At 74.9% G+C, this 21,216-nt stretch carries 21 protein-coding genes; 12 read left to right on the top strand and 9 right to left on the bottom strand.

Annotated elements, in window-relative coordinates; genetic code table 11:
• Positions 1 to 220 precede the first annotated feature (220 nt).
• On the top strand, positions 221 to 709 hold the full coding sequence (locus AAC134_RS12380) for a peroxiredoxin (RefSeq protein ID WP_339949400.1): 489 nt from the start codon (positions 221 to 223) through the stop codon (positions 707 to 709).
• Positions 710 to 879: 170 nt separating this feature from the next.
• Here AAC134_RS12380 and AAC134_RS12385 read toward each other — a convergent pair whose 3' ends face one another.
• Entirely contained in the window at positions 880 to 2,430 is a 1,551-nt protein-coding gene (locus tag AAC134_RS12385) for a FliI/YscN family ATPase (protein ID WP_339949401.1), read from the bottom strand.
• A gap of 131 nt (positions 2,431 to 2,561) precedes the next feature.
• Between AAC134_RS12385 and AAC134_RS12390 the strand changes: the two genes are divergently transcribed.
• The 9 genes from AAC134_RS12390 (at position 2,562) to AAC134_RS12430 (ending at position 9,840) form a co-directional block, all read left to right on the top strand.
• Positions 2,562 to 2,975, top strand: a complete 414-nt coding sequence (locus AAC134_RS12390) for a FlgB family protein (protein ID WP_339949402.1) — start codon at positions 2,562 to 2,564, stop codon at positions 2,973 to 2,975.
• Between the two features lie 45 nt (positions 2,976 to 3,020).
• On the top strand, positions 3,021 to 3,413 hold the full coding sequence (flgC, locus tag AAC134_RS12395; protein ID WP_339949403.1) for a flagellar basal body rod protein FlgC: 393 nt from the start codon (positions 3,021 to 3,023) through the stop codon (positions 3,411 to 3,413).
• Between the two features lie 113 nt (positions 3,414 to 3,526).
• A complete protein-coding gene (locus tag AAC134_RS12400; RefSeq protein WP_339949404.1) occupies positions 3,527 to 3,820 on the top strand; it encodes a flagellar hook-basal body complex protein FliE in 294 nt (97 codons plus the stop codon).
• Between the two features lie 258 nt (positions 3,821 to 4,078).
• Entirely contained in the window at positions 4,079 to 4,348 is a 270-nt protein-coding gene (locus AAC134_RS12405) for a flagellar biosynthetic protein FliQ (RefSeq protein ID WP_339949405.1), read from the top strand.
• A 10-nt stretch (positions 4,349 to 4,358) separates the two neighbouring features.
• Complete coding sequence (locus AAC134_RS12410; protein ID WP_339949406.1) at positions 4,359 to 5,393, top strand: hypothetical protein; 1,035 nt, start codon at positions 4,359 to 4,361, stop codon at positions 5,391 to 5,393.
• The gene (gene flhA, locus AAC134_RS12415) at positions 5,393 to 7,477 is read left to right on the top strand and encodes a flagellar biosynthesis protein FlhA (RefSeq protein WP_339949407.1); all 2,085 of its coding nucleotides are present in this window, start codon (positions 5,393 to 5,395) and stop codon (positions 7,475 to 7,477) included. The genes AAC134_RS12410 and flhA overlap by 1 nt, the downstream gene beginning before the upstream one ends.
• A gap of 18 nt (positions 7,478 to 7,495) precedes the next feature.
• Positions 7,496 to 8,329 carry a flagellar biosynthetic protein FliR gene (locus AAC134_RS12420; RefSeq protein WP_339949408.1) on the top strand — a complete coding sequence of 278 codons (834 nt, stop codon included), beginning with the start codon at positions 7,496 to 7,498 and terminating at the stop codon, positions 8,327 to 8,329.
• A 1-nt stretch (position 8,330) separates the two neighbouring features.
• Entirely contained in the window at positions 8,331 to 9,425 is a 1,095-nt protein-coding gene (locus AAC134_RS12425) for a flagellar type III secretion system protein FlhB (RefSeq protein ID WP_339949409.1), read from the top strand.
• Between the two features lie 4 nt (positions 9,426 to 9,429).
• Positions 9,430 to 9,840 carry a hypothetical protein gene (locus tag AAC134_RS12430; RefSeq protein ID WP_339949410.1) on the top strand — a complete coding sequence of 137 codons (411 nt, stop codon included), beginning with the start codon at positions 9,430 to 9,432 and terminating at the stop codon, positions 9,838 to 9,840.
• Between the two features lie 481 nt (positions 9,841 to 10,321).
• Here the strand turns inward: AAC134_RS12430 and AAC134_RS12435 are convergent, their stop codons facing one another.
• The 5 genes from AAC134_RS12435 to AAC134_RS12455 all read right to left on the bottom strand — a co-directional run bounded on the left by AAC134_RS12435 (position 10,322) and on the right by AAC134_RS12455 (position 15,623).
• A complete protein-coding gene (locus AAC134_RS12435; RefSeq protein WP_339949411.1) occupies positions 10,322 to 11,296 on the bottom strand; it encodes a hypothetical protein in 975 nt (324 codons plus the stop codon).
• Between the two features lie 159 nt (positions 11,297 to 11,455).
• Entirely contained in the window at positions 11,456 to 12,829 is a 1,374-nt protein-coding gene (locus AAC134_RS12440; RefSeq protein ID WP_339949412.1) for a hypothetical protein, read from the bottom strand.
• A gap of 287 nt (positions 12,830 to 13,116) precedes the next feature.
• Positions 13,117 to 14,139: an aspartate-semialdehyde dehydrogenase gene (locus tag AAC134_RS12445; RefSeq protein ID WP_339949413.1), complete on the bottom strand. Its 1,023-nt coding sequence runs from the start codon at positions 14,137 to 14,139 to the stop codon at positions 13,117 to 13,119.
• Positions 14,140 to 14,456: 317 nt separating this feature from the next.
• Positions 14,457 to 14,945, bottom strand: a complete 489-nt coding sequence (locus AAC134_RS12450) for a hypothetical protein (protein ID WP_339949414.1) — start codon at positions 14,943 to 14,945, stop codon at positions 14,457 to 14,459.
• Positions 14,946 to 15,122: 177 nt separating this feature from the next.
• Positions 15,123 to 15,623 (bottom strand): hypothetical protein, encoded by a 501-nt coding sequence (locus AAC134_RS12455; protein WP_339949415.1) that lies wholly within the window; start codon positions 15,621 to 15,623, stop codon positions 15,123 to 15,125.
• Positions 15,624 to 15,780: 157 nt separating this feature from the next.
• On the opposite strand from AAC134_RS12455, the gene xseA reads away from it, so the two are divergent.
• Positions 15,781 to 17,388 carry an exodeoxyribonuclease VII large subunit gene (gene xseA / locus AAC134_RS12460; RefSeq protein WP_339949416.1) on the top strand — a complete coding sequence of 536 codons (1,608 nt, stop codon included), beginning with the start codon at positions 15,781 to 15,783 and terminating at the stop codon, positions 17,386 to 17,388.
• 146 nt (positions 17,389 to 17,534) lie between these two features.
• Here the strand turns inward: xseA and AAC134_RS12465 are convergent, their stop codons facing one another.
• The 3 genes from AAC134_RS12465 to AAC134_RS12475 form a co-directional block, all read right to left on the bottom strand.
• Entirely contained in the window at positions 17,535 to 18,308 is a 774-nt protein-coding gene (locus AAC134_RS12465) for a 1-acyl-sn-glycerol-3-phosphate acyltransferase (protein ID WP_339949417.1), read from the bottom strand.
• A 29-nt stretch (positions 18,309 to 18,337) separates the two neighbouring features.
• Positions 18,338 to 19,450: a hypothetical protein gene (locus tag AAC134_RS12470; RefSeq protein WP_339949418.1), complete on the bottom strand. Its 1,113-nt coding sequence runs from the start codon at positions 19,448 to 19,450 to the stop codon at positions 18,338 to 18,340.
• A 97-nt stretch (positions 19,451 to 19,547) separates the two neighbouring features.
• On the bottom strand, positions 19,548 to 20,228 hold the full coding sequence (locus AAC134_RS12475; protein WP_339949419.1) for an ATP-binding cassette domain-containing protein: 681 nt from the start codon (positions 20,226 to 20,228) through the stop codon (positions 19,548 to 19,550).
• Positions 20,229 to 20,515: 287 nt separating this feature from the next.
• On the opposite strand from AAC134_RS12475, the gene AAC134_RS12480 reads away from it, so the two are divergent.
• Entirely contained in the window at positions 20,516 to 21,157 is a 642-nt protein-coding gene (locus AAC134_RS12480; RefSeq protein WP_339949420.1) for a zinc-ribbon domain-containing protein, read from the top strand.
• Positions 21,158 to 21,216 lie beyond the last annotated feature (59 nt).

Raw genomic sequence — 21,216 nt, forward strand, 5'->3', positions numbered from 1 at the left:
GGGCGGGCGGGAGGCGCGTCCGGGGGCGGCGCGCGGACGACGGCCGGGGCGACGTCGCCGGCCGGGCGCCTCTGCGGGCCGCCGTCTTCCGGCGCCGACCCGATGCGATCGGGAGTTGGTTGCGGGCGCGAAGCGCGCTACCCCTTTCGCCGGACCCGCCCCCCGCCGGGCGCCCCCGATCCGCCGGACGGGGCCCATTCGCAACGCTGAGGATCCGACCATGACCATCGCCGTGGGCGACACCCTGCCCGACGCCACCTTCGTCTCCATCGGGACCAACGGCCCCGAGCCCAAGTCCACCTCCGACATCTTCGCCGGCCGCAAGGTGGCGCTGTTCGCCGTGCCGGGCGCCTTCACGCCCACCTGCTCGCTCAACCACCTGCCCAGCTTCGTGACCAACGCCGAGGCGCTGGCCGCCAAGGGGATCGAGGCCATCGTCTGCGTCTCGGTCAACGACCCGTTCGTGATGAAGGCCTGGGGCGAGTCCTCGGGCGCCACCGCCGCCGGCCTGCACATGCTCGCCGATCCGCAGGCCGAGTTCACCAAAGCGCTGGGCCTCGACTTCACCGCGCCGCCGGCGGGGCTGATCAACCGCTCCAAGCGCTACTCGATGGTCGTCGAGGACAAGGTGGTCACCGCCTTCAACCTCGAGGAGACGCCCGGCAAGGCCGAGGTCTCCTCGGGCGACGCGATGCTCGCCGCGCTCTGAGCGCGGAATAATCGAGAGGGGGAGCGGTCGCCGCTCCCCCTGCACAAACGCGCCGGGCTCGGCTTGCGGGGCCTGTGCCCGAACGCGCGGGCTCTGGCCGGAGATCTCCCGGCCCCCGTCACGCCCGAGGCCCCGCGCGATCGCCCCGGCGCCCGGGTCAGGACTCCGGGTCAGGACTTTGCGCGCCTGGGTTTCGCGCTTCGCGCCGACGAGGCGGGCGCGGGCGTCTCCGGCGCGGGGGCATCGGGCGTCTCGGCCCCGACTTTCTCCGAGGCGGCGGGCCTGGCCTTCGCGTTCGCGGCGCGGCCGTAGCCCGCCCGGGCCCGGCCGGCGCCGGCCTCGGCCGCGGGATCCTCGGCGGGCGGCGCGGCGGGCGGGGCCTCGGCGGCGCGGGTCGGGGCCGGCGCCTCCAGCGCCTCGGCGAGCCTCGCAAAGCTCTCGGCGTTGCCCTCCGGCGCGGGCGAGGCGCAGAAGGCGTCGAGGCCCGGATGCAGGCGCACGGCGCGGTCCGCCTCGGGGTCCGCCCCTTCGCGCCAGAGGCCGGCCTGCAACATCGGCTCGGCCTTCTCGTGCAGGCCGAAGACGCGGCGCGCCCCGGCGATCAGGCGATTCTCCTCCTCCGAGGCGCAGCCGGGCAGCGAGCGGGAGACCGAGCGCCCCACGTCCACCGCCGGAAACCGCCCGCGCTCGGCGATGGCGCGCTCGAGCACCACGTGGCCGTCGAGCAGGCCGCGGGTCATGTCGGCCACCGGCTCCTCCATGTCCGAGCCCGCGACCAGCACGCTGAAGATGCCGGTGATGTCGCCGCGTTTGCCGTCGGTGCGCTCGGGGCCGGGGCCGGCGCGCTCGACCAGCTCGGCCAGCATGGCGGCGGTCGAGGGGGGGTAGGCGCGCAGGGACGGCGGCTCGCCGGCGGTCAGCGCGACCTCGCGGTGGGCCTCGGCGAAGCGGGTCAGCGAATCGACCAGCAGCAGCACGTGGCGGCCGCCGTCGCGCAGGGTCTCGGCGGCGGCCATGGCGGTCCAGGCGGCCCGCCGCTTGACCAGGGGCGACTGGTCGGAGGTGGCGCAGACGATGATCGAGCGCGACATCCCCTCGGGGCCCAGCACGCCCTCGGTGAACTCGCGCAGCTCGCGCCCCCGCTCGCCGATCAGGGCGAAGACCACGGCGTCGGCCTGCACCGCGCGCGCGAGCGAGGCGAGCAGGCTCGACTTGCCCACGCCCGAGCCCGCGAAGAGGCCCACGCGCTGCCCCTGCACCAGCGGCAGCAGCGTGTCGAAGACCGAGAGGCCGGTCGCCAGCCGCGGTCCCAGGCGGGCGCGGCGCATCGGGTCGGGCGCGGGCGGGCGCAGCGGGACCGCGACGGCGCCCTGGCGCAGCGGACGCCCGTCGAGCGGCGCGCCGAAGGCGTCGACCACCCGCCCGATCCACGATTCGCAGGGCCGCAGGCCGGGGTCGGGCGTCAGCGCCACGGCGTCGCCCAGGCCCACGCCCTCGGCCGGGCCATAGGTCATCACGCGCGCCACGCCGTCGCCCAGCGAGACGATCTCCCCCTCCAGCGGGGGCGAGTCGCGCAGGGTGACCTCGACCCGGTCGCCCAGGCGCGCGCGCGGGGCGAGGCCCGCGGCGGTCAGCACGCCGCCGTCCGCGCGCACCACCCGGCCGATGCGCCGGATGGCGGCGACGGAGCGCAGGTCGGCGCCCAGATGCTCGATATCCATGGTCCGCTCTCCCTGCCGCTGCGGGCGATCGGGGGCAGGAAAGCCCCGCCTTCCGGCCTCGCGCTTACTTCTTGTCAACGATCAGGGGTTAATCCCGGGTTTGCGAACGCCGCCGGAGGAGAATCCCCGTCATGAGCGAAGGCCTAACGATCCTGTCCCTGTCCGAGGCGCTGGCCGACCACGCCGCGGGACGCCAGGCATTGATCGCGCGAAACATCGCCCACGCCGACACGCCGGGATACCGGGCTGCGGACCTCACCGCCTTTTCCGACAGCTACGCCGCACGCTCGGCGGTCGAGGACGCCGGGGCCTTCCGCCCCGCCGCCTCGCGGGCGGGCCACCTCACCGGAACCGGCGACGCCGCCTCGGGGGCGGAGTCGCAGGCGGCCTACCTGCCCGGCGCGGCCTCGCCCAACGGCAACACCGTCGCGCTCGAGGATCAGATGGTCCGCGCCTCGGAGGCCAAGCTGCAGCATGAGCTGGCGCTGGGCGTCTGGCGAAAATCGCTCGACATCATCCGGGCCGCGCTCGAACGGCCGCGCTGATCCTCCCCCTCCGCCCTGTCCTGAACCTTCCGCCGGGAGCTTCCCGTGACCGACCTGATCCACTCCATGGCCGCCTCCGCCTCGGGCATGAGCGCGCAATCCGCGCGCCTGCGCCTGTCGGCGGAGAACCTGGCCAACGTCGACACCCCCGGATACCGCCGGAAGTTCGTGGAGTTTCATGCGCTTCAGCCCGGGGGGGAGGGCGGCCCGGCCGTCGCCGCCGGCCGGGTGCGGCTGAGCCAGAAGGACCTGCCCGAGATCCACGATCCCGATCACCCGCTCGCCGACGCGCAGGGCAACTACGAGGGGTCGAACGTCGACCTGATGATCGAGATCGCCGACTCGCGCGAGGCGCAGCGCAGCTACGAGGCGAACCTGCGCCTGCTCGACCAGGCCCGCCAGATGACCCGCGGGCTGATCGACCTGCTGCGCCGCTGAGCGCGCCGCCCCGCGCGCGGCCGAGGACGGCCGGGCGCGACCCCCAAGACCGGCGCCTGACGCGCCGACCTGCCCCAGGCGCCCCCATGCGCCCCTGACGCCGGAGACCGCCCATGCCCGCCGCCGACAGCCTTGCCGCCCGCATGTATCAGGGCCTCGCGCCCGCCATCGGCGCGCCGCCCCAGCAGCAGCGCAGCGCGGGGGAGGCGATCGCCTCGACCGCCGGCGGCTTTGCCGAAGCCCTGCGCGCGGGCGAGACGACCGCCGTCAAGGGCCTCGCGGGTCAGGCCGACATGCAGTCGGTGGTCACCGCGCTCAGCTCGGCCGAGATCGCGGTGCAGACCGCGGTGACCGTGCGCGACAAGGTCGTCGAGGCCTACCAGGAGATCCTGCGGATGCCTGTCTGAGATCACGAGAACCGCCCGCGGGGCCGACGCAGGACGCGCGGTCGCGACGGGCGGAGGACGAGGGACCGGGGGTCGTCGTCCCGCGTTGCGACGCAGCGTCGACGGCCCCCGAGCCATCGCCGGGCCGGTGCGCACCGCACGCCAACCGACAGAGGGGCCCGCCGCGACCGGCGCGTCCCTGCGCCGCCCCCCCTTGCCACGGGCCCGACCTCAGGCGCGACGCCCGGCGCCCGGCAGGCGCCCTGCGCGGAGAGCGCCATGGACGATGCGACCCTTTACGACATGATGCGCCAGGGGCTGTGGGCGGCGATCATCGCCTCGCTGCCGATCCTGTCGGTGGCGCTGGCGACCGGGCTCGCGATCGGCCTGGTCCAGGCGCTGACCTCGATCCAGGAACTGACGCTCACCTTCGTGCCCAAGCTGGCGGCGATCGCCGGAACCTTCTGGATTTCCATGGAGTTCATGGGCGCCGCCTTCCTCGACCTCTGGCGCGACGTCATCGTGCCCCTGATCGCGCAGGGAGGCTGAGGGGAGCGCCATGCCCGAGCCGTCCCCTCGCCCCGCCCCGACGCGCCCTCGCCCGGACGCCGCCGTCCCTCGACGCGGGCCGAACGGCGGCCCTGGCGCGACCGAGCCGCCCGGGACTGGCATCCGCCTCGCGCCGCACCGGGGACGCCGCGCCGCCGCTCGCCTCGCGCGCGCCGCGGCGGCGCTTGCGATCCTAGCCCTGGCGCTGCTGGTCCCGCGCGCGGCCGACGCCGCGCGCGAGGCCGCGGCGCCGGGCCTCGCGGGGCTCTGCGAAGCGGCCGCCGAGCGGGCGGCGCGGGCCGAGGGCGTGCCCCTGCACCTGATGCGCGCGATCTCGCTGGCCGAGAGCGGGCGACCGCTCGACGGTCGCCTCGCGCCCTGGCCCTGGACCGTCAACATGGAAGGCGAGGGCCGCTGGTTCTCCAACCCCGAGGAGCTGCTGACCTGGGTCCGCGGCCGCCAGGCGAAGGGCGCGCGGTCCTTCGATCTCGGCTGCTTCCAGGTCAACCACCTCTGGCACGGCGCCGCGTTCGAGGGGCTCGAGGACATGCTGGATCCCGAATCGAACGCCCGCTACGCCGCCCGCTTCCTGCGCGCGCTGCGCGACGAGACCGGCAGCTGGGAGATCGCGGCGGGGCACTATCACTCCCGCACCCCGGACCTGGCGCATCGCTACCGCTCCCGCGTGCTGTCGATCGCGGCCGACCTGCCCGAGCCGTTCGGCCCGGGGCCGGACGCGCGCCCGATCGCTGGTCCCGAGCCGAAGCGCGAAGGCGAGCGCCCGACCTGGTGGTTCGCCTCGCTCTCGCCGCTCGAGCGCAGCCCGCTCCTGAGCGCGCCGCCGGCCGGGGACCCCGCCGAGGACCCTGCGGCCGACGCCCGCGCGGACGCCCGCGCGGCCAGCCTCGCCCACGCCTGGCTGGCCACGGCGCCCGCGCCCGACGAGAGCGAGACGCCGGGGGCGGGGGCGGCCTCGCCGATGGCCGCGCCGAGCGGGCGCGGGGGCCTCCTGCGCCGCGGCTCGCCCCTGTTCGGGTCGCCGTGATGGAGAACTGGTCGATCCGCAACCTCTATCACCCCACCGTCCTGATGGCGCTGGCGCTGATGGCCGTGATCGTGATGATGATCCTGCCGATGCCGGCCTGGGTGCTGGACGTGGGCCTGGCGGCGAGCTTCGGGCTGGCGATCCTGATCTTCACCAACACGCTGTTCATCGAGCGGCCGCTGGATTTCTCGTCCTTCCCCACGATCCTGCTGGCCTCGCTGATGCTGCGGCTGAGCCTGAACGTCAGCTCCACCAAGCTGATCATCGGCCAGGGGCACAGCGGCACCGGCGCGGCGGGCGAGGTGATCGAGGGCTTCGCGATGTTCGTGATGGGCGGCTCGCTCTATCTCGGGCTCGTGGTCTTCGGCGTGCTGCTGATCGTGAACTTCATCGTCATCACCAAGGGCGCCGGACGCATGGCCGAGGTCGGCGCGCGCTTCGCGCTCGACGGGATGCCGGGCAAGCAGCTCGCGATCGACTCGGACATGGCCGCGGGCGCGATCTCTCACGAGGAGGCCCGCAACCGGCGCAAGATCGAGCAGGAGGAGACGACGTTCTTCGGCTCGCTCGACGGCGCCTCGAAGTTCGTGAAGGGGGACGCGGTGGCGGGCCTCCTGATCACGCTTCTGAACCTGCTGGTGGGGCTCGCGGTCGGGGTGCTGGCCCATGACATGCCGCTGGGCCAGGCGTTCGAGACCTATGCGATCCTGACCGTGGGCGACGGGCTGGTGACGCAGATCCCGGCGGTGATCATCTCGATCGCCACCGCGCTGCTGCTGGCCAAGGGCGGGATGATGGGCACCGTCGACCGGGCGCTGATCGGGCAGCTGGGGGGCTTTCCCGCCGCGCTCGGCACCGTGGCCGCGCTGATGGCGGGCTTCGCGCTGGCGCCGGGGCTGCCGTTCGTGCCGTTCCTGGGCGGCGCGCTGCTGCTGGCCGCCGCGGCCTGGTTCGCCGCCCGCGCCGCCGCCGCGACCCGGGCCGAGGAGGCCTCGCCCGCGGCCAGGACCGAAACCGCCCCCGCCGAGCGTCCGCTGGGCGACGTGCTGGACCTCGACGAGATTCATGTCGAGTTCGCGCCCGACCTGGTGCCGATCGTGATGGACGACGCCACGGGCCTGGGCGCGCGCATCGCCAACATGCGCAGTCACGTGGCGCAGGTCTACGGCGTGGTGATCCCCGAGATCCGCCTGACCGACGAGGACGCCCTGCCGGGGGGAACCTACGCGATCCGCATCCAGGGGGTGGAGATCGCGCGCGCCACGCTCGAGCCGCGGATGGCGCTGGTGCTGCTGGGCGACAGCGCCGAGGCCGCCCCCCCCGGTCGCGACGTGAAGGAGCCGGTCTACGGCGCCCCGGCCCGCTGGATCGACCCCGCCCAGCAGGAGGAGGCCGCGATTCTCGGCCTGCCGGTGGTCTCGGCCACCGAGGTGGTGGCGACCCACCTGCTCGAGACGGTGAAGGAGAACTTCGCCCGCCTGTTCTCGCGCCGCGGCCTGCGCAAGCTGCTCGACAGTTTCACCAAGGTCTCGGACCCCCAGCGGGCCGAGTCGAACCGGCGGATCCTCGATGAGTTCATCCCCGACAAGGTGCCCGTGGACCTGCTGCAGACCATCCTGCGGCTGCTGCTCGAGGAGCGGGTCTCGATCCGCAACCTGCCGCTGATCCTGGAGGCGATCGCCGAGGCCAAGCCCGCGATGGGCGCCCCCGAGGCGATCGCCGAGCATGTGCGCCAGCGCCTGGGCTTCCAGATCGTGGCCGAACTGCTGGAGGAGGACGGCGCCCTGCCCCTGATCCAGCTGAGCCCCGAGTGGGAGGAGACCTTCGCCGCCCACGAGCTGAAGGACGGCGCGGGCGCCGGCGACGTGGCCCTGCCGCCCTCGGAGTTCAATCGCCTCGCCACCGCTGTCGCCGACCGGGTGGCGCGCGCAGGCTCCGAGGGGCGCTATCCGGCCATCGTCACCTCCACCCGCCGGCGGCGGTTCCTGCGCACCGTGCTGGCGGCCAAGGGGGTGCGCAACCCGGTGCTCAGCTTCGAGGAGATCGGCGCCAACGGGCGACCCACCCTGCTGGGCCAGGCCTGATGGCCGCGCCCGCCGCCCATGGATGAGACGCTCGCGATCCTTGCCCGGCTGTGGCCGGATCTCGAGCGGCTGGCGCGGCTCGACGATGCGCCGGTACATGCGCTGATGGCGGTGTTCGTGCGGGTGGGGGCGGTGGTCTCGCTGCTGCCGGGCTTCGGGGAGCGGACGCTGCCCTCGCGCATCAAGCTGGCGGTGGCGCTGGGCTATGCGCTGCTGCTGTGGCCGGCGCTGTCGCCGCTGGCGCAGGCGGCGGCCGAGGCGGATCCGGGGCTGGCGGCGGGCCAGCCGTTTGCGCTGTTGCGCGCGCTGGGGTCCGAGGCGCTGATCGGGCTCGCGCTCGGCATGTCGGCGCGGCTGATGGTGATGTCGCTGCAGCTCGCGGGGACCATCGCGGGGCAGTCGACCTCGATCGCCCAGATCGCCGGCGCGCAGGTGACGCCCGACCCGATGCCGGCGATCGGCGCGCTGCTGACGGTGGGCGGGATCGCGCTGGCGATGACGCTGGGCCTGCCGGTGAAGGCGGCGGTTCTGATCCTGCGCTCCTACGAGGTGATCCCGCTTGCGGCCCTGCCGCTGCCCGGCGACGTCGCGCAATGGGGCGTGGACCGGGCGGGGGCGGCGTTTGCGCTGGCCTTCTCGCTGGCCGCGCCCTTCGTGGTGGCCTCGTTCGCCTACAACCTGGCGCTGGGGGCGCTGAACCGGGCGATGCCCCAGCTGATGGTGGCCTTCGTCGGCGCCCCCGCGATCACCATGGGGGCGCTGCTGATCCTGTGGATCGGGGCGCCCGAGATGCTCGCCCACTGGTCCGAGCGTCTCGACGACACCCTCGCCCAGCCGTTCGGGAGCCCGTGAGATGGCCGGCGGAGGCGACGAGAGCGCCGAGAAGACCCACGAGCCGACGCCGCGCAAGCTCGAGGATGCGCGGCGCAAGGGCGATGTCGCCAAGTCCACCGACGTCGGCGTCGCCGCGATCTACATCGCCATGCTGGCCGCCGTGGGGGCCTTTGGCGGCCAGGCGGCGCTGAACTCGGGCGAGGCGCTGATGGGCTTCCTCGCCAATCCCGATCAGCTTCAGGGGCGGATCCTGGGCCCGGGGGGGACGGCGCTGTCGGCCCAGCTGGTGTTCCAGGCGGTGGTCCCGACGCTGCCGTTCCTGCTGGCGCCCTTCGCGGCCGCGGTGCTGGCCTATGCCGCGCAGATGGCCATCGTCTTCGCGCCGACCAAGCTCGCGCCCAAGATCTCGCGCATCGACCCGGTCTCCAACGCGGGCAACAAGTTCGGGCCGACCGGGCTGGCCGAGTTCGCCAAGTCCGCGACCAAGCTGATCGCCATCGGCGTGATCCTGGTGCTGTTCATGCTCGCCGAGGTCGACCGGATCACCGCGCTGGTGCGCGCCGACCCGCTGGCGATCGGGCCCGAGATGGTGCGGGTCGGCGTCGCGCTGCTCTCCACGATCACCGCGGTGGCGGTGGTGATCGCGGCCGCGGACCTGATGTGGCAGCGCTTCGACCACGCCCGCAAGAACCGGATGTCCTTCCAGGAGATCAAGGAGGAGATGAAGGAGTCCGAGGGCGACCCCTACCAGAAGGCCGAGCGCCGGCGGCGGGCCCAGAAGATCGCCACCAACCGGATGATGGCCGAGGTGCCCAACGCCGACGTGGTGGTCGTGAACCCGACCCACGTCGCGGTGGCGCTGAAATGGACGCGCCGGCCCGGCACGGCGCCCGAATGCGTGGCCAAGGGCGAGGACGAGGTGGCGCTCGCGATCCGCGAGAAGGCGCAGGAGGCCGGCGTGCCGATCCACCACGACCCGCCCACGGCCCGCGCCCTGCACGCGACGGTCGAGATCGGACAGGAGATCGCGCCCGAGCACTACAAGGCCGTCGCCGCCGCGATCCGATACGCCGAGAAGATGCGGGCGCTGGCCCGCGAGAAAGGATGGGGGTGACCCGATGAGCCGTCGTGTGAAGGCCTATGCGCGGCTCGCGGAGCTGGCGCGGATCGCCGAGCTTGCCCGCCTCGCCCGCCTGTCGGAGGAGGCCCGCGCCCGGGACCGCGCGGCCGAGGCCGCCGCCATCCGCAAGGCCCGCGCCGCGGCCGAGGAGGCGCGGCTGGCCGCCGCCGCCTCGGCCGCCCCGCCCGAGCTCGCCGCCGCCGCCCGCTGGCGCGAGGCCGAGCGCGCCCGCATCCGCGAGGCGGTGCGGGTCGCCGACGAGGCCGAGGCGGCCGCCTCGGTCGCGCGCGACCACGCGGCCGAGGGTCTGGCCCGCCGCCGCGCGCTGGAGGACCTGGTCAAGCGCGCCCAGGGAGAGCGCGACCGCGCCGCCCAGCGCCGCCGCGAACAGGACGGTCAGCCCGGCTGAGCCGCGCCCGCCCCGGAGCGCCCTGCACGGCGCGCCGGGGCGGGTCCGCCAGGCGCGGAGACGACGGCGAACCGTGTCCGCGCGCCGACGGGGGCGGCCGGACGCGCCGGCGACGGGCGGCGCGGGAGCGGCGGCGCCTGCCGCGTCCCGCATTGGCCCGGGCTCGCCGGCCCGCAGGCCCGGGGAGATCGACGCCCCGCTGGGGCCCCGATCGATCCGGGGAAGCGCCTGGACCCTCCCGCAGCGGCGTCGACCGCGTCAGGAAGCGTGCGCCAGGACTCTCGATGACGGACCCGACGGAGGCGAGGCGGCGGGACCGGTGGCGTGAAGGGGCGGGCCCTCGGAGGCGTGTAAAGGTTTATGAACGGACGTTAATGCAGGTCGGCCGGTTTCGGCGAAAGCTTTCTGCGCTGGTGACGCAAAGTCATGGCCCCGCAGGCGTGCGCCGTCCCCGGGGCCGGCGCTCGCCCGCGGGGGGCGGTCAGTTGCCGTCGCCCGCCGGCAGCGCCCAGCCGTCGCCGTCGTTGCGGTAGACGATCAGGCCCAGCGCGGAGGAGGCGATCAGGTCTCGCCCTCCGCGCCCGCCGGTCGCCGCCGCCTGCAGGTCGAAGCCCAGCAGCCGGCCCGCAACCCAGGGCGCCGTCTGGCGGCCGAGGCCGGCCAGAACCCAGTGCTGGCAGCCCTCCGGACCGCAGAAGTCGGGGGACAGGCCCTGGATCACGGCCTCTTCGGCGCCGTCCTCGTCGAGGTCCACGGCGCCGACGCGGAAGGCGTCGGGCAGCACGCCCACGCGACCCTCGGCGCCACGGATCTCGGCCCCGTAGAACCACAGGAAGGCGGCGTCGATCGCTTCGGGCATCGGATCGTCGAAGGCGAACCAGTCGATCGCCGCCGGGCCCTGGCCGTACCCGCCGTAATCCTCCAGCGCATAGGCCTGCGGGTCGGCGTCGCCCAGGTCCTCCTGATAGACGGCGCCGCCGTATTTCCAGACCGAGGGGGCGCCGCCCCGCTCGATCACCACGTCGCGCCAGCCGTTGGTGGTCGAGGGCCCGAGCCGGGCGGCGCCCGCGGTCTCGAGCACCTGGACCCAGCCGTCGGGCGTTTCGGACAGCGCCCAGATCCCGCAGACCGGGGCCCGGCCGCGATCGCCGAAGGCCGCGGCGCCGGCGCAATGGGCCGGCGAGCGGCCGACGGCCACCAGCTCCACGGGGTCGGTGGCGTTCAGCTCGCAGCGGGCGAAGCGGAACAGGGCGTCGGCGGCGATGCCCAGACGCGCGGCCTCGGCGAAATCGGGACCGAAACGCTCCTCGACCAGCAGGCGTTCGTCGCGGGTCAGCTCGGCGCGGGTCATCTCGGCGAGGATCTCGCCCGCCCCGCGGCCGGTCTCGACGCAATCGGCCAGGGCCGGCGAGACGAGGCCGGCGAGCAGCAGGGAGAGAATCAGGGGCGCGCGCATGGGCGGACGCTATGGGCAGGATTCGCGCCGGTGCAACGGGGTGCGAATCGCTCGCCGCGAGGCGGGCCCGAGGCGTCGCATCCGCGCCTCACTTCGCGCCCCCGAGCGCGACGCGGACGCCCGCCGCCCGGCAAAGGCGGGCGGTTGGCGGAGGGATTTTCAGTAGACACGCGACAGGATCAGCCAGACCGAGGGTCCGGCCTCCTCGGGCGCGAAGCGGCCGACGCCAAGCTCGGCCGCCGCGGCCGCGTCCGGGCCGAGACCGCGCAGGCGGGCCCCGGCGCGCCAGGCGGCGGCCTCCCATGCCCCCTCGCGACTGTCGCTCAGCGTGGCGCCGGCGAACAGCTCGGCCTCGGCCGCGGACCCGGCCGAGGGGGCCGGGCGGGCCAGCGTCAGCGCCGCGCGGGCCGAGCGGTCGTCGGACGCGCCCCAGGTTCCCGAGGCGCGCGAGAGGACATGCGCCGCCTCGGCGCGCAGGCGGGCGCCGCGGGCCAGCGTCGCCTCGGCGGCCAGGCGCAGCTCGGCCCAGGCGGCGCGGTCGCCGGTGTCGGCCACGCGCGCCTCGGCCCCGGCCCCGAACTCCACCGCCGGGGCGTTGCGGCCCGGTCCCAGCATGACGCGGTGGGTCAGCGAACTGCGCAACGCCTGCCAGTCGGCGCCGAGGTCGGCGGCAAGCTCGCCCGAGGCGCGCATCGCCTCGGCCGCGGCCTCGCCCCCCAGGGCGGCGACGGCGCGGGCGGGCGCGTCTTCCCAGTTCTGCAGCTCGAAGCGGGCGAAGCGGGCGTAGCTCGAGGCTCGGTCGCCGCGCAGCCGCTCGGTCAGCTGCAGGCGCGCGACGCTCCAGGCCTGGTCGGAGGCGGCGGCGGTCATCCGGGCGGCGAGCCGTTCGCCGTGGCGGTCGAAGAGGGCGGGGGCGGGGCGGTCGGCGATGTCGGGGCGGCGATCCTCGCCGGGCAGGCCCATGTCGACGCCAAAGGCCATCGACCATTCGCGGCGCGGGCCGCAGCGGGCGCCGACGTCGGCCTCGGCCGCCTCGAACAGGCCGGGGGCGAGGCGGGAGCGCTGCGGCTCGATCCGGGTCAGTTCGGAGCGGGCGGCGGCGCAGTCGCCGGCCATGGCCGCGGCGCGGGCCAGCGCCAGGCGCGGGCGGGGCAGGTCGGGGCGACGCTCGGCGAGCGCGCGGAAGGTGGCGGCGGCCTCGGCCCAGCGGTGGGCGTTCATCGCGGCGCGGCCGTTGCGGAAGCCCTCTCCCCAGGCGACGCCGGCGGGCGGCCGGGGGGCGGAGGCGGAGGCGGAGGCGGGCGCCGCCCGGGCCGAAACCACCAGCGACCCGTCAGGCGCCGCGCGCCAGCCCTGCACGCCCATCGGCCGACGCGAGAGGGCGGCGAGCCCGTCGACCCAGGCCTCCTGCGCCGCCATCGCCGCGGCGGGGCGCGGAGGCGGGACTGGCGCACGCTGAGGCGCTGCGGTCGCGACGGCGACCAGCGCGATCAGCGCGCCCAGCGGCGCGAGGCCCTTGATGAACTGTTTCATGTCGGCGTCGTCCGTTCTCGGAATCCGCGCTCCCCGCCGGAATCATGGACTGTCGGGGCGTCCGCCGCAATCGCGCCTTGTTTTGAACACGTTTGAAATCAGCGACCCGCGGCGGCCTGCCGCATGTTATTGCAAAGACTGGATTTCGGGAGTCGCTTCCAGTGATCGGAATTCATTCATCAACTGGAAACAAAGCCTCCGAGGCAGAGGCCCGAACGCGAAACGCCGCGGGCGAGGGGCCCGCGGCGTTCGAAACGGAGCGTCAGGTCGGGGGGTCCGACCGGCCCTCAGGCCTTCTTCAGCACCCGGCGGCCCAGCAGCTCGGCGATCTGCACCGCGTTGAGCGCCGCGCCCTTGCGCAGGTTGTCCGAGACGCACCACAGGTTCAGGCCGTTCTCGATGGTGCCGTCCTGGCGAATGCGCGAGATGTAGGTGGCGTACTCGCCCACGCACTCGATGGGGGTGACGTAGCCGCCGGGCTCGCGCTTGTCGACGACCATGATCCCGGGGGCCTCGCGCAGGATCTCGCGGGCCTCGTCCTCGTCGAGGAACTCCTCGGTCTCGATGTTGATCGACTCGGCGTGGCCGACGAAGACCGGCACCCGGACGCAGGTCGCGGTGACCTTGATCTTGGGATCGACGATCTTCTTGGTCTCGGCGACCATCTTCCATTCCTCTTTCGTCGAGCCGTCGTCCATGAAGACGTCGATGTGAGGAATGACGTTGAAGGCGATCTGCTTGGGATAGACCGAGGGCGCGACCTCCTGACCGGGCACGTACATGCCCTTGGTCTGGTTCCACAGCTCGTCCATCGCCTCCTTCCCGGAGCCGGAGACGGACTGGTAGGTCGAGACCACCACCCGCTTGATCTTGGCGCGGTCATGCAGCGGCTTGAGCGCCACCACCATCTGCGCGGTCGAGCAGTTGGGGTTGGCGATGATGTTCTTCTTGGAATAGCCCTCGATCGCGTCGGGGTTCACTTCCGGAACGATCAGCGGCACGTCCATGTCGTAGCGGTAGAGCGACGAGTTGTCGATCACCACGCAGCCTGCGGCCGCCGCCTTGGGGGCGTAGATCTTGGTCGCGTCCGAGCCGATGGCGAACAGCGCCATGTCCCAGCCGGTGAAGTCGAAAGTGTCCAGGTCCTTGGTCTTGAGAGTCTTGTCGCCGAACGAGCACTCGGTCCCCAGCGATCTCCGCGAGGCGAGAGCCACGATCTCGTCGACGGGGAACTCCCGCTCGGCGAGGATGTTCAGCATTTCCCGGCCCACATTGCCCGTGGCGCCGACGACGGCGACTCGGTAGCCCATAAGATCCAGCCCTTCCGGCTTCCGTTGATAGAGGCGCGCATGTAGCGCGGACCGGAGGGGAAGGGAAGGTTTCGCGACGGAATCGCGCATTCAGATGCGTGATAGGGGCGATGTTCGATCGTCGCGTTCCGCAGGCGCGTCGTCGATCGCGCGGAAGGCGGTCCGTTCCCCTGCGGCGGAGCGCCCCCCCGCGCGTCGTCGGGCGCGACGATCCCGCCGGGGGTCGGCGCGGCGAGGATCCGGGCGCGACGCCGCCCACGGCTGGCGCGGCGCGGGAGGGCCCCTGCCCGACCGGGAGCCGGGCGGGGGGCGCGGCCTCAGCCGCAGATCTCGAACATGCGGGTGATCGAGGCCCAGCTGTTCTTGAGGCTGAAGTCGGAGGCGACGCCCTTCTGGCCCTTGACGTTGATCTTCACGTCATAGGCGCGCTTCATCCACTCGGCCAGGTCGGACCGGGGCCCGAACGGGTCGGTGAAGTAGCCCTCGGCGTCCCAGGTCAGCGTGCGGCTGATCTTGTTGCGGCCCTTGTCGAAGTTGAACACCACGTCGATCGAGCCGCCCTTCAGGCGGCCGCGGTCCTCGGCGGGCAGCAGGTAGACCAGGAAGCCCTTGCGGTCGGCCTTGTTGCAGACCACGGCGAAGCGGCCCTCGCCGGCCGAGTTGACCTGCGCGATCGCCCCGCGGTTGATCTTGTGCGCCGTCCAGACGTCGCGCCGCGCGTCGGGCAGGGTCACCGCCCAGGCAGGCGCAACCGCCGATATCGCCACCACTCCCGCGATCATCGCCGCGGCCAGACGCTTCGCCATATGAGCTGTTTCCCTCATCAAGATGACCCAAGGGGACCATACATGGCCTGCGCCCGAAACCAAGCGCCTGAGGCCGGCCCCCGTCCCCGTCACACGCGCGCCCCGGGGCGCGCCGTCGAAAAGGGCCGCGCACGATGTCGTGCGCGGCCCTGTTGTCCGTCTGCGGCCTGAAGGCGATCAGCAGCCCGAGAACATCGTCTCGATCGAGCGCCAGGAGTCTTTCAGCGTGAAGTCGCTGTCGACGCCCTGGTGGCCCTTCACGTTGATGCGCACGTCGTAGTAGCGCTTCATGTTCTCGGCCAGCGTCGAGTTCGGGCCGAACGGATCGGTCCAGTAGTCGCCGGCCTCGTTCCAGGTCATGGTGCGTTCGATCTGGTGATTGCCGTCGAAGGTGAACACCACGTCGATCTTGTCGCCGTCGGCGCGGACCTCGTCCCGCGCGGCGGCGGGCTCGCGGTAGAAGATCGCGCCCTTTTTGTCACCGGGCGTGCAGTAGACCGCGAAACGGCCCTCGCCCTTGGCGTTGATCTGCGCGAGGCGGCCCTCGGTGATCGTGTGGGACGTCCAGTGGTCCTTGCTGGCGTCAGGCAGGCCGACGCCTGCGAGGGCGGGACCGGCGACGGCGCCCGCGGTCAGGGCGGCGACAACACCCATGGCGAAACGGTTGGGGCGGGTCATGTGGTTCCTCCTGTTCCTTCTGGCGGCGGGGCGCGAACCAGCGCGGCCTCGCCTGCCGACATTCAACAAGTCGCAGACGAACATGGCGTCATCGCGTCAGCATGCGGCGGGTTTCTGGGCCATTTCGCGCCGCTTTCTTGCAGGCTAGGATGGGGGCATGAGCAGCCTGTTCGACGCCCCCGACCCGCCCTCCGGCCCCGGCGAGCCCTCGCCCGAGGGTCCCGGCAACCTGCCCGAGCTCTCGGTTTCCGAGCTGTCGGGCGCCGTGAAGCGCGTGGTCGAGGGGGAGTTCGGGCGCGTGCGCGTGCGCGGAGAGGTCGGGCGCGTGTCGCGGCCCCGCTCGGGGCACATGTACCTGGATCTGAAGGACGACCGGGCGGTGCTCGCCTCGGTGATCTGGAAGGGTCAGGTCAGCCGGCTTGCGGTGCAGCCGACCGAAGGCGACGAGGTGGTCGCCACCGGCCGCCTGACCACCTTCCCCGGCCAGTCGCGCTATCAGCTGGTGATCGAGGAGATGAGCCTCGCGGGCATGGGCGCGCTGCTCGCCAAGCTCGAGCGGCTGAAGGCCGAGCTCGCCGCCGAGGGGCTGTTCGCGGCCGAGCGCAAGAAGCCCCTGCCCTATCTGCCCGAGGTGATCGGGGTGATCACCAGCCCCTCTGGCGCGGTGATCCGCGACATCCTGCACCGGCTGGCCGACCGGTTTCCGCGCAAGGTGCTGATCTGGCCGGTGGCGGTGCAGGGCCAGACCAGCGCGGGCGAGGTCGCCCACGCCATCCGCGGCTTCAACGCGCTGACCCCGGGCGGGCGCGTGCCCCGGCCCGACGTGCTGATCGTGGCGCGCGGGGGCGGCTCGGTCGAGGACCTGTGGGGGTTCAACGAGGAAATCGTGGTGCGCGCGGCGGCCGCCTCGGAGATCCCGCTGATCTCGGCGGTGGGGCACGAGACCGACACCACGCTGATCGACTTCGCCGCCGATCGCCGGGCGCCGACCCCCACCGCGGCGGCCGAGCTGGCGGTGCCGGTGCGCGCCGAGCTGCTGGCGTCGCTGGCCGGACTGGAGGAGCGCCGGGTCCGCGCCGCCGCCCGCGGCCTTGCCGACCGGCGCGAGCGGCTGCGGGCGCTCGCCCGGGTGCTGCCGCGCCCCGAAGCGTTGCTGGCCGAGCGCGCCCAGCGTCTGGATCTGGCCGCCGAGCGGCTGCCCCGCGCGCTGGTCGCCAGCGTCCAGGCGCGCCGGGCGGGGCTGGCGACCGGATCGGGCGGGCGGTTCTCGCCGGCGCTGCTGCGCACGCTGGTGGCGCGCAAGACCGACCGGCTGGCGGGCCTGCGCCTGCGCCCGGCCCCCCTGCGCGCCGAGATCGAGCGGCGGCGGGAGCGTCTGGCGGCCCTGTCGGGCCGGCTGGACCGCTCGGCGCGGAGCGCCGTGGATCGCGAGCGCGAGCGCCATGGCCGCGCCGGGCGCCTGCTGGAAACGCTGAGCTACAAGCAGACGCTGGCCCGCGGTTATGCGGTGGTGCGCCTGGACGGCGCGCCGGCCGGCCGCTCGTCCGCGCTGCCCGAAGGCGCGCGAGTCGAGATCGAGCTCGCCGACGGCCGCCGCGCCGCGGCGCTGGACCCTGACGGGGCCGCCGGCGGCGGCGACGCGGGCCGCCCCGAGGCGCCCTCCCCCGACCCCGGAGCCGCGCCGCCGCGCAAGTCCGCCCCCAAGACGCCCACCCAGAAGACGCCCGGCAAGACGCCTCCCGGCCAGGGCGACCTGTTCGGCTGAGCGCAGCCGGGGCCGGCGCGGCGCCCGGGTCGGCAAGCGGTGCGATCTCGGCCGGGGCCCGAAGAGCTTTCCGCAGGCGTCCTGCGGGCGGGCCTGGCTGCGGGGCGCCGGGGGCGGGCGAGGGGCCTGCTCCCGGGGTGGGCGCGTCAGATCGGGCGGTCCACGGCCCGGCCCATCGCCTCGGCCAGCAGGCGGTCGGAGGCGGCCTCGATCTCGCCCTCGACCCTGGCCATCGCCTCGGCGCGGGTCCGGCCGGCGGGCACCTCGTCGAGGAACTCGACCACGGCCAGACCGGGGCGCCGCGCGATCTCGGAGCGGCCCCAGAACACGCCGGCATTGGTGGCCGCAAGCGTGATCGGCGTGCCCAGCGTGTCGCAGAGCGCGGCGACGCCGACCTTGTAGGGGGCCTTGGCGCCGGGGGGCACGCGGGTGCCCTGGGGGTAGATGATCAGCTGGCCCGGGGTCCCGTCGGCCGAGGTCTCGGCCAGCATCCGGCGCACCGCCGCGCCGCCCGCGCCCCGGTCGACGGCCACGCAGCCCAGCTTGCGCGCATACCAGCCCAGCACCGGCGCCCAGAGCAGCGAGCGCTTCATCACGAAACGGGGCGCGGGCAGGACCCGGACCAGGATGATGATGTCGAGGAAGCTCTGGTGCTTGCAGGCGATCAGCGCCTCGCCTTTCGGGATCGGGCCGCGGACCTCCCAGCGCAGGCCGCAGATCAGGCGGGCGGCGGGCAGCACGATCCGGCAATAGGTCCGGCAGGACCAGATCGCGGCGCGGCGCGGGGCGATCAGCACGGCGGGGGCGCAGAGCAGGCCCATGACCGCCATCAGCGCATACATGAAGACCACCAGCGCCAGGCCGCGCAGCCAGGGCGCGCCGCCGCCGCGGGGCGGCCTCGTCGGCTCTTGACGGGTCACCTGCGGCCTCCCCTCGTTGCGGGCCTCGGTCATCGGTCGGCCTCGGCGTCGCCGCGCAGGGCGGCGCGCAGGGCCAGCCGCGCGCCCGCCCAGGCGGCGAGCGCGAAGATCGGCGCCGGCGCGGCCAGCGCCAGCCAGTCCCAGCCCGCAGGCGCGATCGGAACCCGCGCCGCGGAGCCCCAGACGAGCGGCGGCGCGGCCAGCGCCGCGGCCGCGAGCCCCGCGCCCACGCCCGAGGCCCAGAAGGCGCGCCAGGCGGCGCGCCCGGCCCAGGCCCGGCGCAACTGCGCCCGACCCGCCCCCATGCGGCGCAGGAGCCGCTGGGCCGGGCGCCCGCGCGCGGTCCAGCCCGCGGCGATCCGTGCGCAGAGCGCGGCGCCGAGCACCCCCGTCAGCGCCGCCGCCCCCCAGCCGATCCGGCGGGCGTCGTCGGCGGCAGAGCGCAGCGGCCCGCGCCAGCCGGAGTGATCGTCAAAGACCGCGCCCGGCGCCTCCTCGGCCAGGCGCAGGGCCAGCATCTCGGGGTCCGGGCCGCCGTCGACGAGGCGCATGTCGGCCATCGGCGGCGGCTCGGCCGGCGCGGCCTGGCCCGGCCCCAGCCAGGGGGCGAGCAGGGCCCGACGCTCGGGCGCCTCGAGCACGCGCAGGTCCGCGACCCCGGGGGTCGTCTCGAGCACCTCGAGCGCGGTCTGGAAATCGCGGGCCGCCGCCTCGGGCGGGCCGAGGGCGACGAGGGTGGCGGCGTCGCCGAACTCGGCCGTCCAGGCGCGGGCCAGGCGCTCGCCCGCCACGCCGGCGGCAAGCGCCAGCGCCGCGACCAGCGCGCAGAGCAGGCCGGCCGTGCCCAGCCCGCCGGAGCGGGGGGCCAGCGGCGGGGTGCGCCGCTCGACCCAGGCGCGGCGCAGACCGCGGGCGAACGCGGCGCCGCCGCGCGACAGCCGGCCGGGGCCTCCGGGCGCGGCGGGGGCCTCGGCCTCCTCCGGGGCGGGCGAGGCCGCGTCGGGCACGCTGTCCTCCGGCGCGGCCTTGGCCTTGGAGCGGCGGGCGCGGCGGGCTTTGGGGGGCGTCTCCTCGGCCGTCTCGTCGGCGCCGCGACGGCGGCGGCGCTTGGCGGGGGGCGCGTCCTGGGCGGGGGCGGTCATCGCGCGGCCTCGCGGGGAGAAGATCGCGCGGCCTCGCGGGGAGAGGATCGCGCGGCCGCGCGGGGAGAGGCCGGGGCCGTCGCGGAGGATGGGCGCGTCATGCGGCCACCCCGGGGGACAGCCGCCCCTCCTCCAGCCGCCACAGGCGGGCCTCGACGTGATGACGGGCGAGACGCACCAGCTCGGTGTCGCGGGTGGCGAGCGCCACGGCGGCGCCGTGCTCGGCAAGGGCGGCCAGCATCTCCAGCGCCCGGGCGACGCCGGCGCGGTCCTGGGCCTGCGAGGGTTCGTCGGCCAGGATCAGCTCGGGCCCCGCGATCACGGCGCGGGCGAGGGCGGCGCGGCGGCGCTCCCCCTCCGAGAGGGCGGCGGGCGGGTCGCCGGCGCGGTCGGCCAGGCCCAGCCAGTCCAGCAGCTCGCGCGCCTGGGTGCTGCGGTCGGCAGGATCGCGGCCGGCAAGGCGCAGCGGCAGGGCCACATTCTCCTCGAGGGTCAGATGGTCGAGGAAGCCCGGGCGCTGCTCGGCCACGCCGATGCGCCGGCGCAGGGCGGCGGCCTCGGGCGCGTCGGGGGCGGGGGCGGGGGCGCCGAACAGGCGCAGCTCGCCCCCCTGCGGGGCCAGCGACAGGGCGGCGAGCGCCAGCAGCGTCGACTTGCCGGCGCCGGTGGCGCCGGTGATCACGTGCAGCTCTCCGGGCGCAAGCGTCCAGTCGGCGCCGTCCAGCACCGCCCGGCCGCCGCGCGCCATGCGAATTCCGCCGATCTCCAGCGCCGCCATCCGTCTCCGCGTCCCCGGTCCGCGCCTGCGATCCCGCTCCGCCGGAGGGGCGCGCCGGAGGAGCGCGCCGACCCTCCGGGCAGGCCGCGCGACATTCGCAAATGCGCCGCCCGGGCGCAATGCGGCCGCCGGCCCGCGGGGCCTGCGGCGCGGGCGCCCGCAAGTCGCCGTCGCGGCGCCTTCGCGCGCGGCGCTTGGCCGACGTCGGCGCCCGCGCTAAGACTTGGCCGCAAGACCCTTCCGCGGCCCTCGCCGGGCCGCCCGTTTCGTCCCGGAGCGACCCAGCCATGCGCCTGACCTGCCCCAACTGCTCCGCCGTCTACGAGGCGCCCGATTCCGCGCTGGGCGTGGGCGGCCGCCGGGTGCAGTGCAGCGCCTGCCAGCACCAGTGGTTCCAGCCCGGCCCCGAGCTGGAGGAGATGGAGAGCGGCGCCTCGACCCTGCCGGGGATGTCGGCGGCCGCGCGCGACCTCTCGGACCTCTCGGCCCCCGCAGAGCCTGCCCAGGCCCCCGCCGCGGTCTACGCGCCCGAGCCCGAGCCCGCGCCCGCCCCCTCGCGCCTGCGCACTGGCGAGCCGCCTCGCCCGGCCCGGCCCGGCGCCCCGCGCCCCGGCGAGACCCGCGCCCCCGGCGCGCGCCGCCCCGCAACCATCGACGCCGAGCGTCTGTCGGCCGAACTGCGCGCGGCCGAGGCGGAGGACGAGCGCGGCTCGGGCGCCGGCATGGGCTATGCGGCGGGCTTCGTGCTGGCGCTGATCATCTGCGGCGCGCTGACCTTCGCCTATGTCGAGAAGGCGCAGGTGGCCGCCATGGCGCCCGAGGCCGCGCCCTATCTCGACGCCTGGTCCGACACCGTCGACACCGCCCGCCTGCGGATCGAGGCGGTCGCCGAGCTCGCCATCCGCAAGATCGGCGAGCTGACCGGCTGACCCTGCGCGACGCGCAGGGCTCCGGTCTCGCGCGCCGCATTCGGCGCGCGGAGCCGGAG

The sequence above is a fragment of the uncultured Albimonas sp. genome (assembly GCF_963977235.1).
In the GTDB taxonomy this organism is placed as follows: Bacteria; Pseudomonadota; Alphaproteobacteria; order Rhodobacterales; family Rhodobacteraceae; genus Albimonas.

Bases quoted from the DNA above. Each gene is read 5' to 3' on its own strand.
- AAC134_RS12380 (WP_339949400.1), top strand. From the start codon at position 221: ATGACCATCGCCGTGGGCGACACCCTGCCCGACGCCACCTTCGTCTCC.
- AAC134_RS12385 (WP_339949401.1), bottom strand. From the start codon at position 2,430: ATGGATATCGAGCATCTGGGCGCCGACCTGCGCTCCGTCGCCGCCATC.
- AAC134_RS12390 (WP_339949402.1), top strand. From the start codon at position 2,562: ATGAGCGAAGGCCTAACGATCCTGTCCCTGTCCGAGGCGCTGGCCGAC.
- AAC134_RS12400 (WP_339949404.1), top strand. From the start codon at position 3,527: ATGCCCGCCGCCGACAGCCTTGCCGCCCGCATGTATCAGGGCCTCGCG.
- AAC134_RS12405 (WP_339949405.1), top strand. From the start codon at position 4,079: ATGGACGATGCGACCCTTTACGACATGATGCGCCAGGGGCTGTGGGCG.
- AAC134_RS12410 (WP_339949406.1), top strand. From the start codon at position 4,359: ATGCCCGAGCCGTCCCCTCGCCCCGCCCCGACGCGCCCTCGCCCGGAC.
- flhA (WP_339949407.1), top strand. From the start codon at position 5,393: ATGGAGAACTGGTCGATCCGCAACCTCTATCACCCCACCGTCCTGATG.
- AAC134_RS12420 (WP_339949408.1), top strand. From the start codon at position 7,496: ATGGATGAGACGCTCGCGATCCTTGCCCGGCTGTGGCCGGATCTCGAG.
- AAC134_RS12425 (WP_339949409.1), top strand. From the start codon at position 8,331: ATGGCCGGCGGAGGCGACGAGAGCGCCGAGAAGACCCACGAGCCGACG.
- AAC134_RS12430 (WP_339949410.1), top strand. From the start codon at position 9,430: ATGAGCCGTCGTGTGAAGGCCTATGCGCGGCTCGCGGAGCTGGCGCGG.
- AAC134_RS12435 (WP_339949411.1), bottom strand. From the start codon at position 11,296: ATGCGCGCGCCCCTGATTCTCTCCCTGCTGCTCGCCGGCCTCGTCTCG.
- AAC134_RS12440 (WP_339949412.1), bottom strand. From the start codon at position 12,829: ATGAAACAGTTCATCAAGGGCCTCGCGCCGCTGGGCGCGCTGATCGCG.
- AAC134_RS12445 (WP_339949413.1), bottom strand. From the start codon at position 14,139: ATGGGCTACCGAGTCGCCGTCGTCGGCGCCACGGGCAATGTGGGCCGG.
- AAC134_RS12450 (WP_339949414.1), bottom strand. From the start codon at position 14,945: ATGGCGAAGCGTCTGGCCGCGGCGATGATCGCGGGAGTGGTGGCGATA.
- AAC134_RS12455 (WP_339949415.1), bottom strand. From the start codon at position 15,623: ATGACCCGCCCCAACCGTTTCGCCATGGGTGTTGTCGCCGCCCTGACC.
- xseA (WP_339949416.1), top strand. From the start codon at position 15,781: ATGAGCAGCCTGTTCGACGCCCCCGACCCGCCCTCCGGCCCCGGCGAG.
- AAC134_RS12470 (WP_339949418.1), bottom strand. From the start codon at position 19,450: ATGACCGCCCCCGCCCAGGACGCGCCCCCCGCCAAGCGCCGCCGCCGT.
- AAC134_RS12475 (WP_339949419.1), bottom strand. From the start codon at position 20,228: ATGGCGGCGCTGGAGATCGGCGGAATTCGCATGGCGCGCGGCGGCCGG.
- AAC134_RS12480 (WP_339949420.1), top strand. From the start codon at position 20,516: ATGCGCCTGACCTGCCCCAACTGCTCCGCCGTCTACGAGGCGCCCGAT.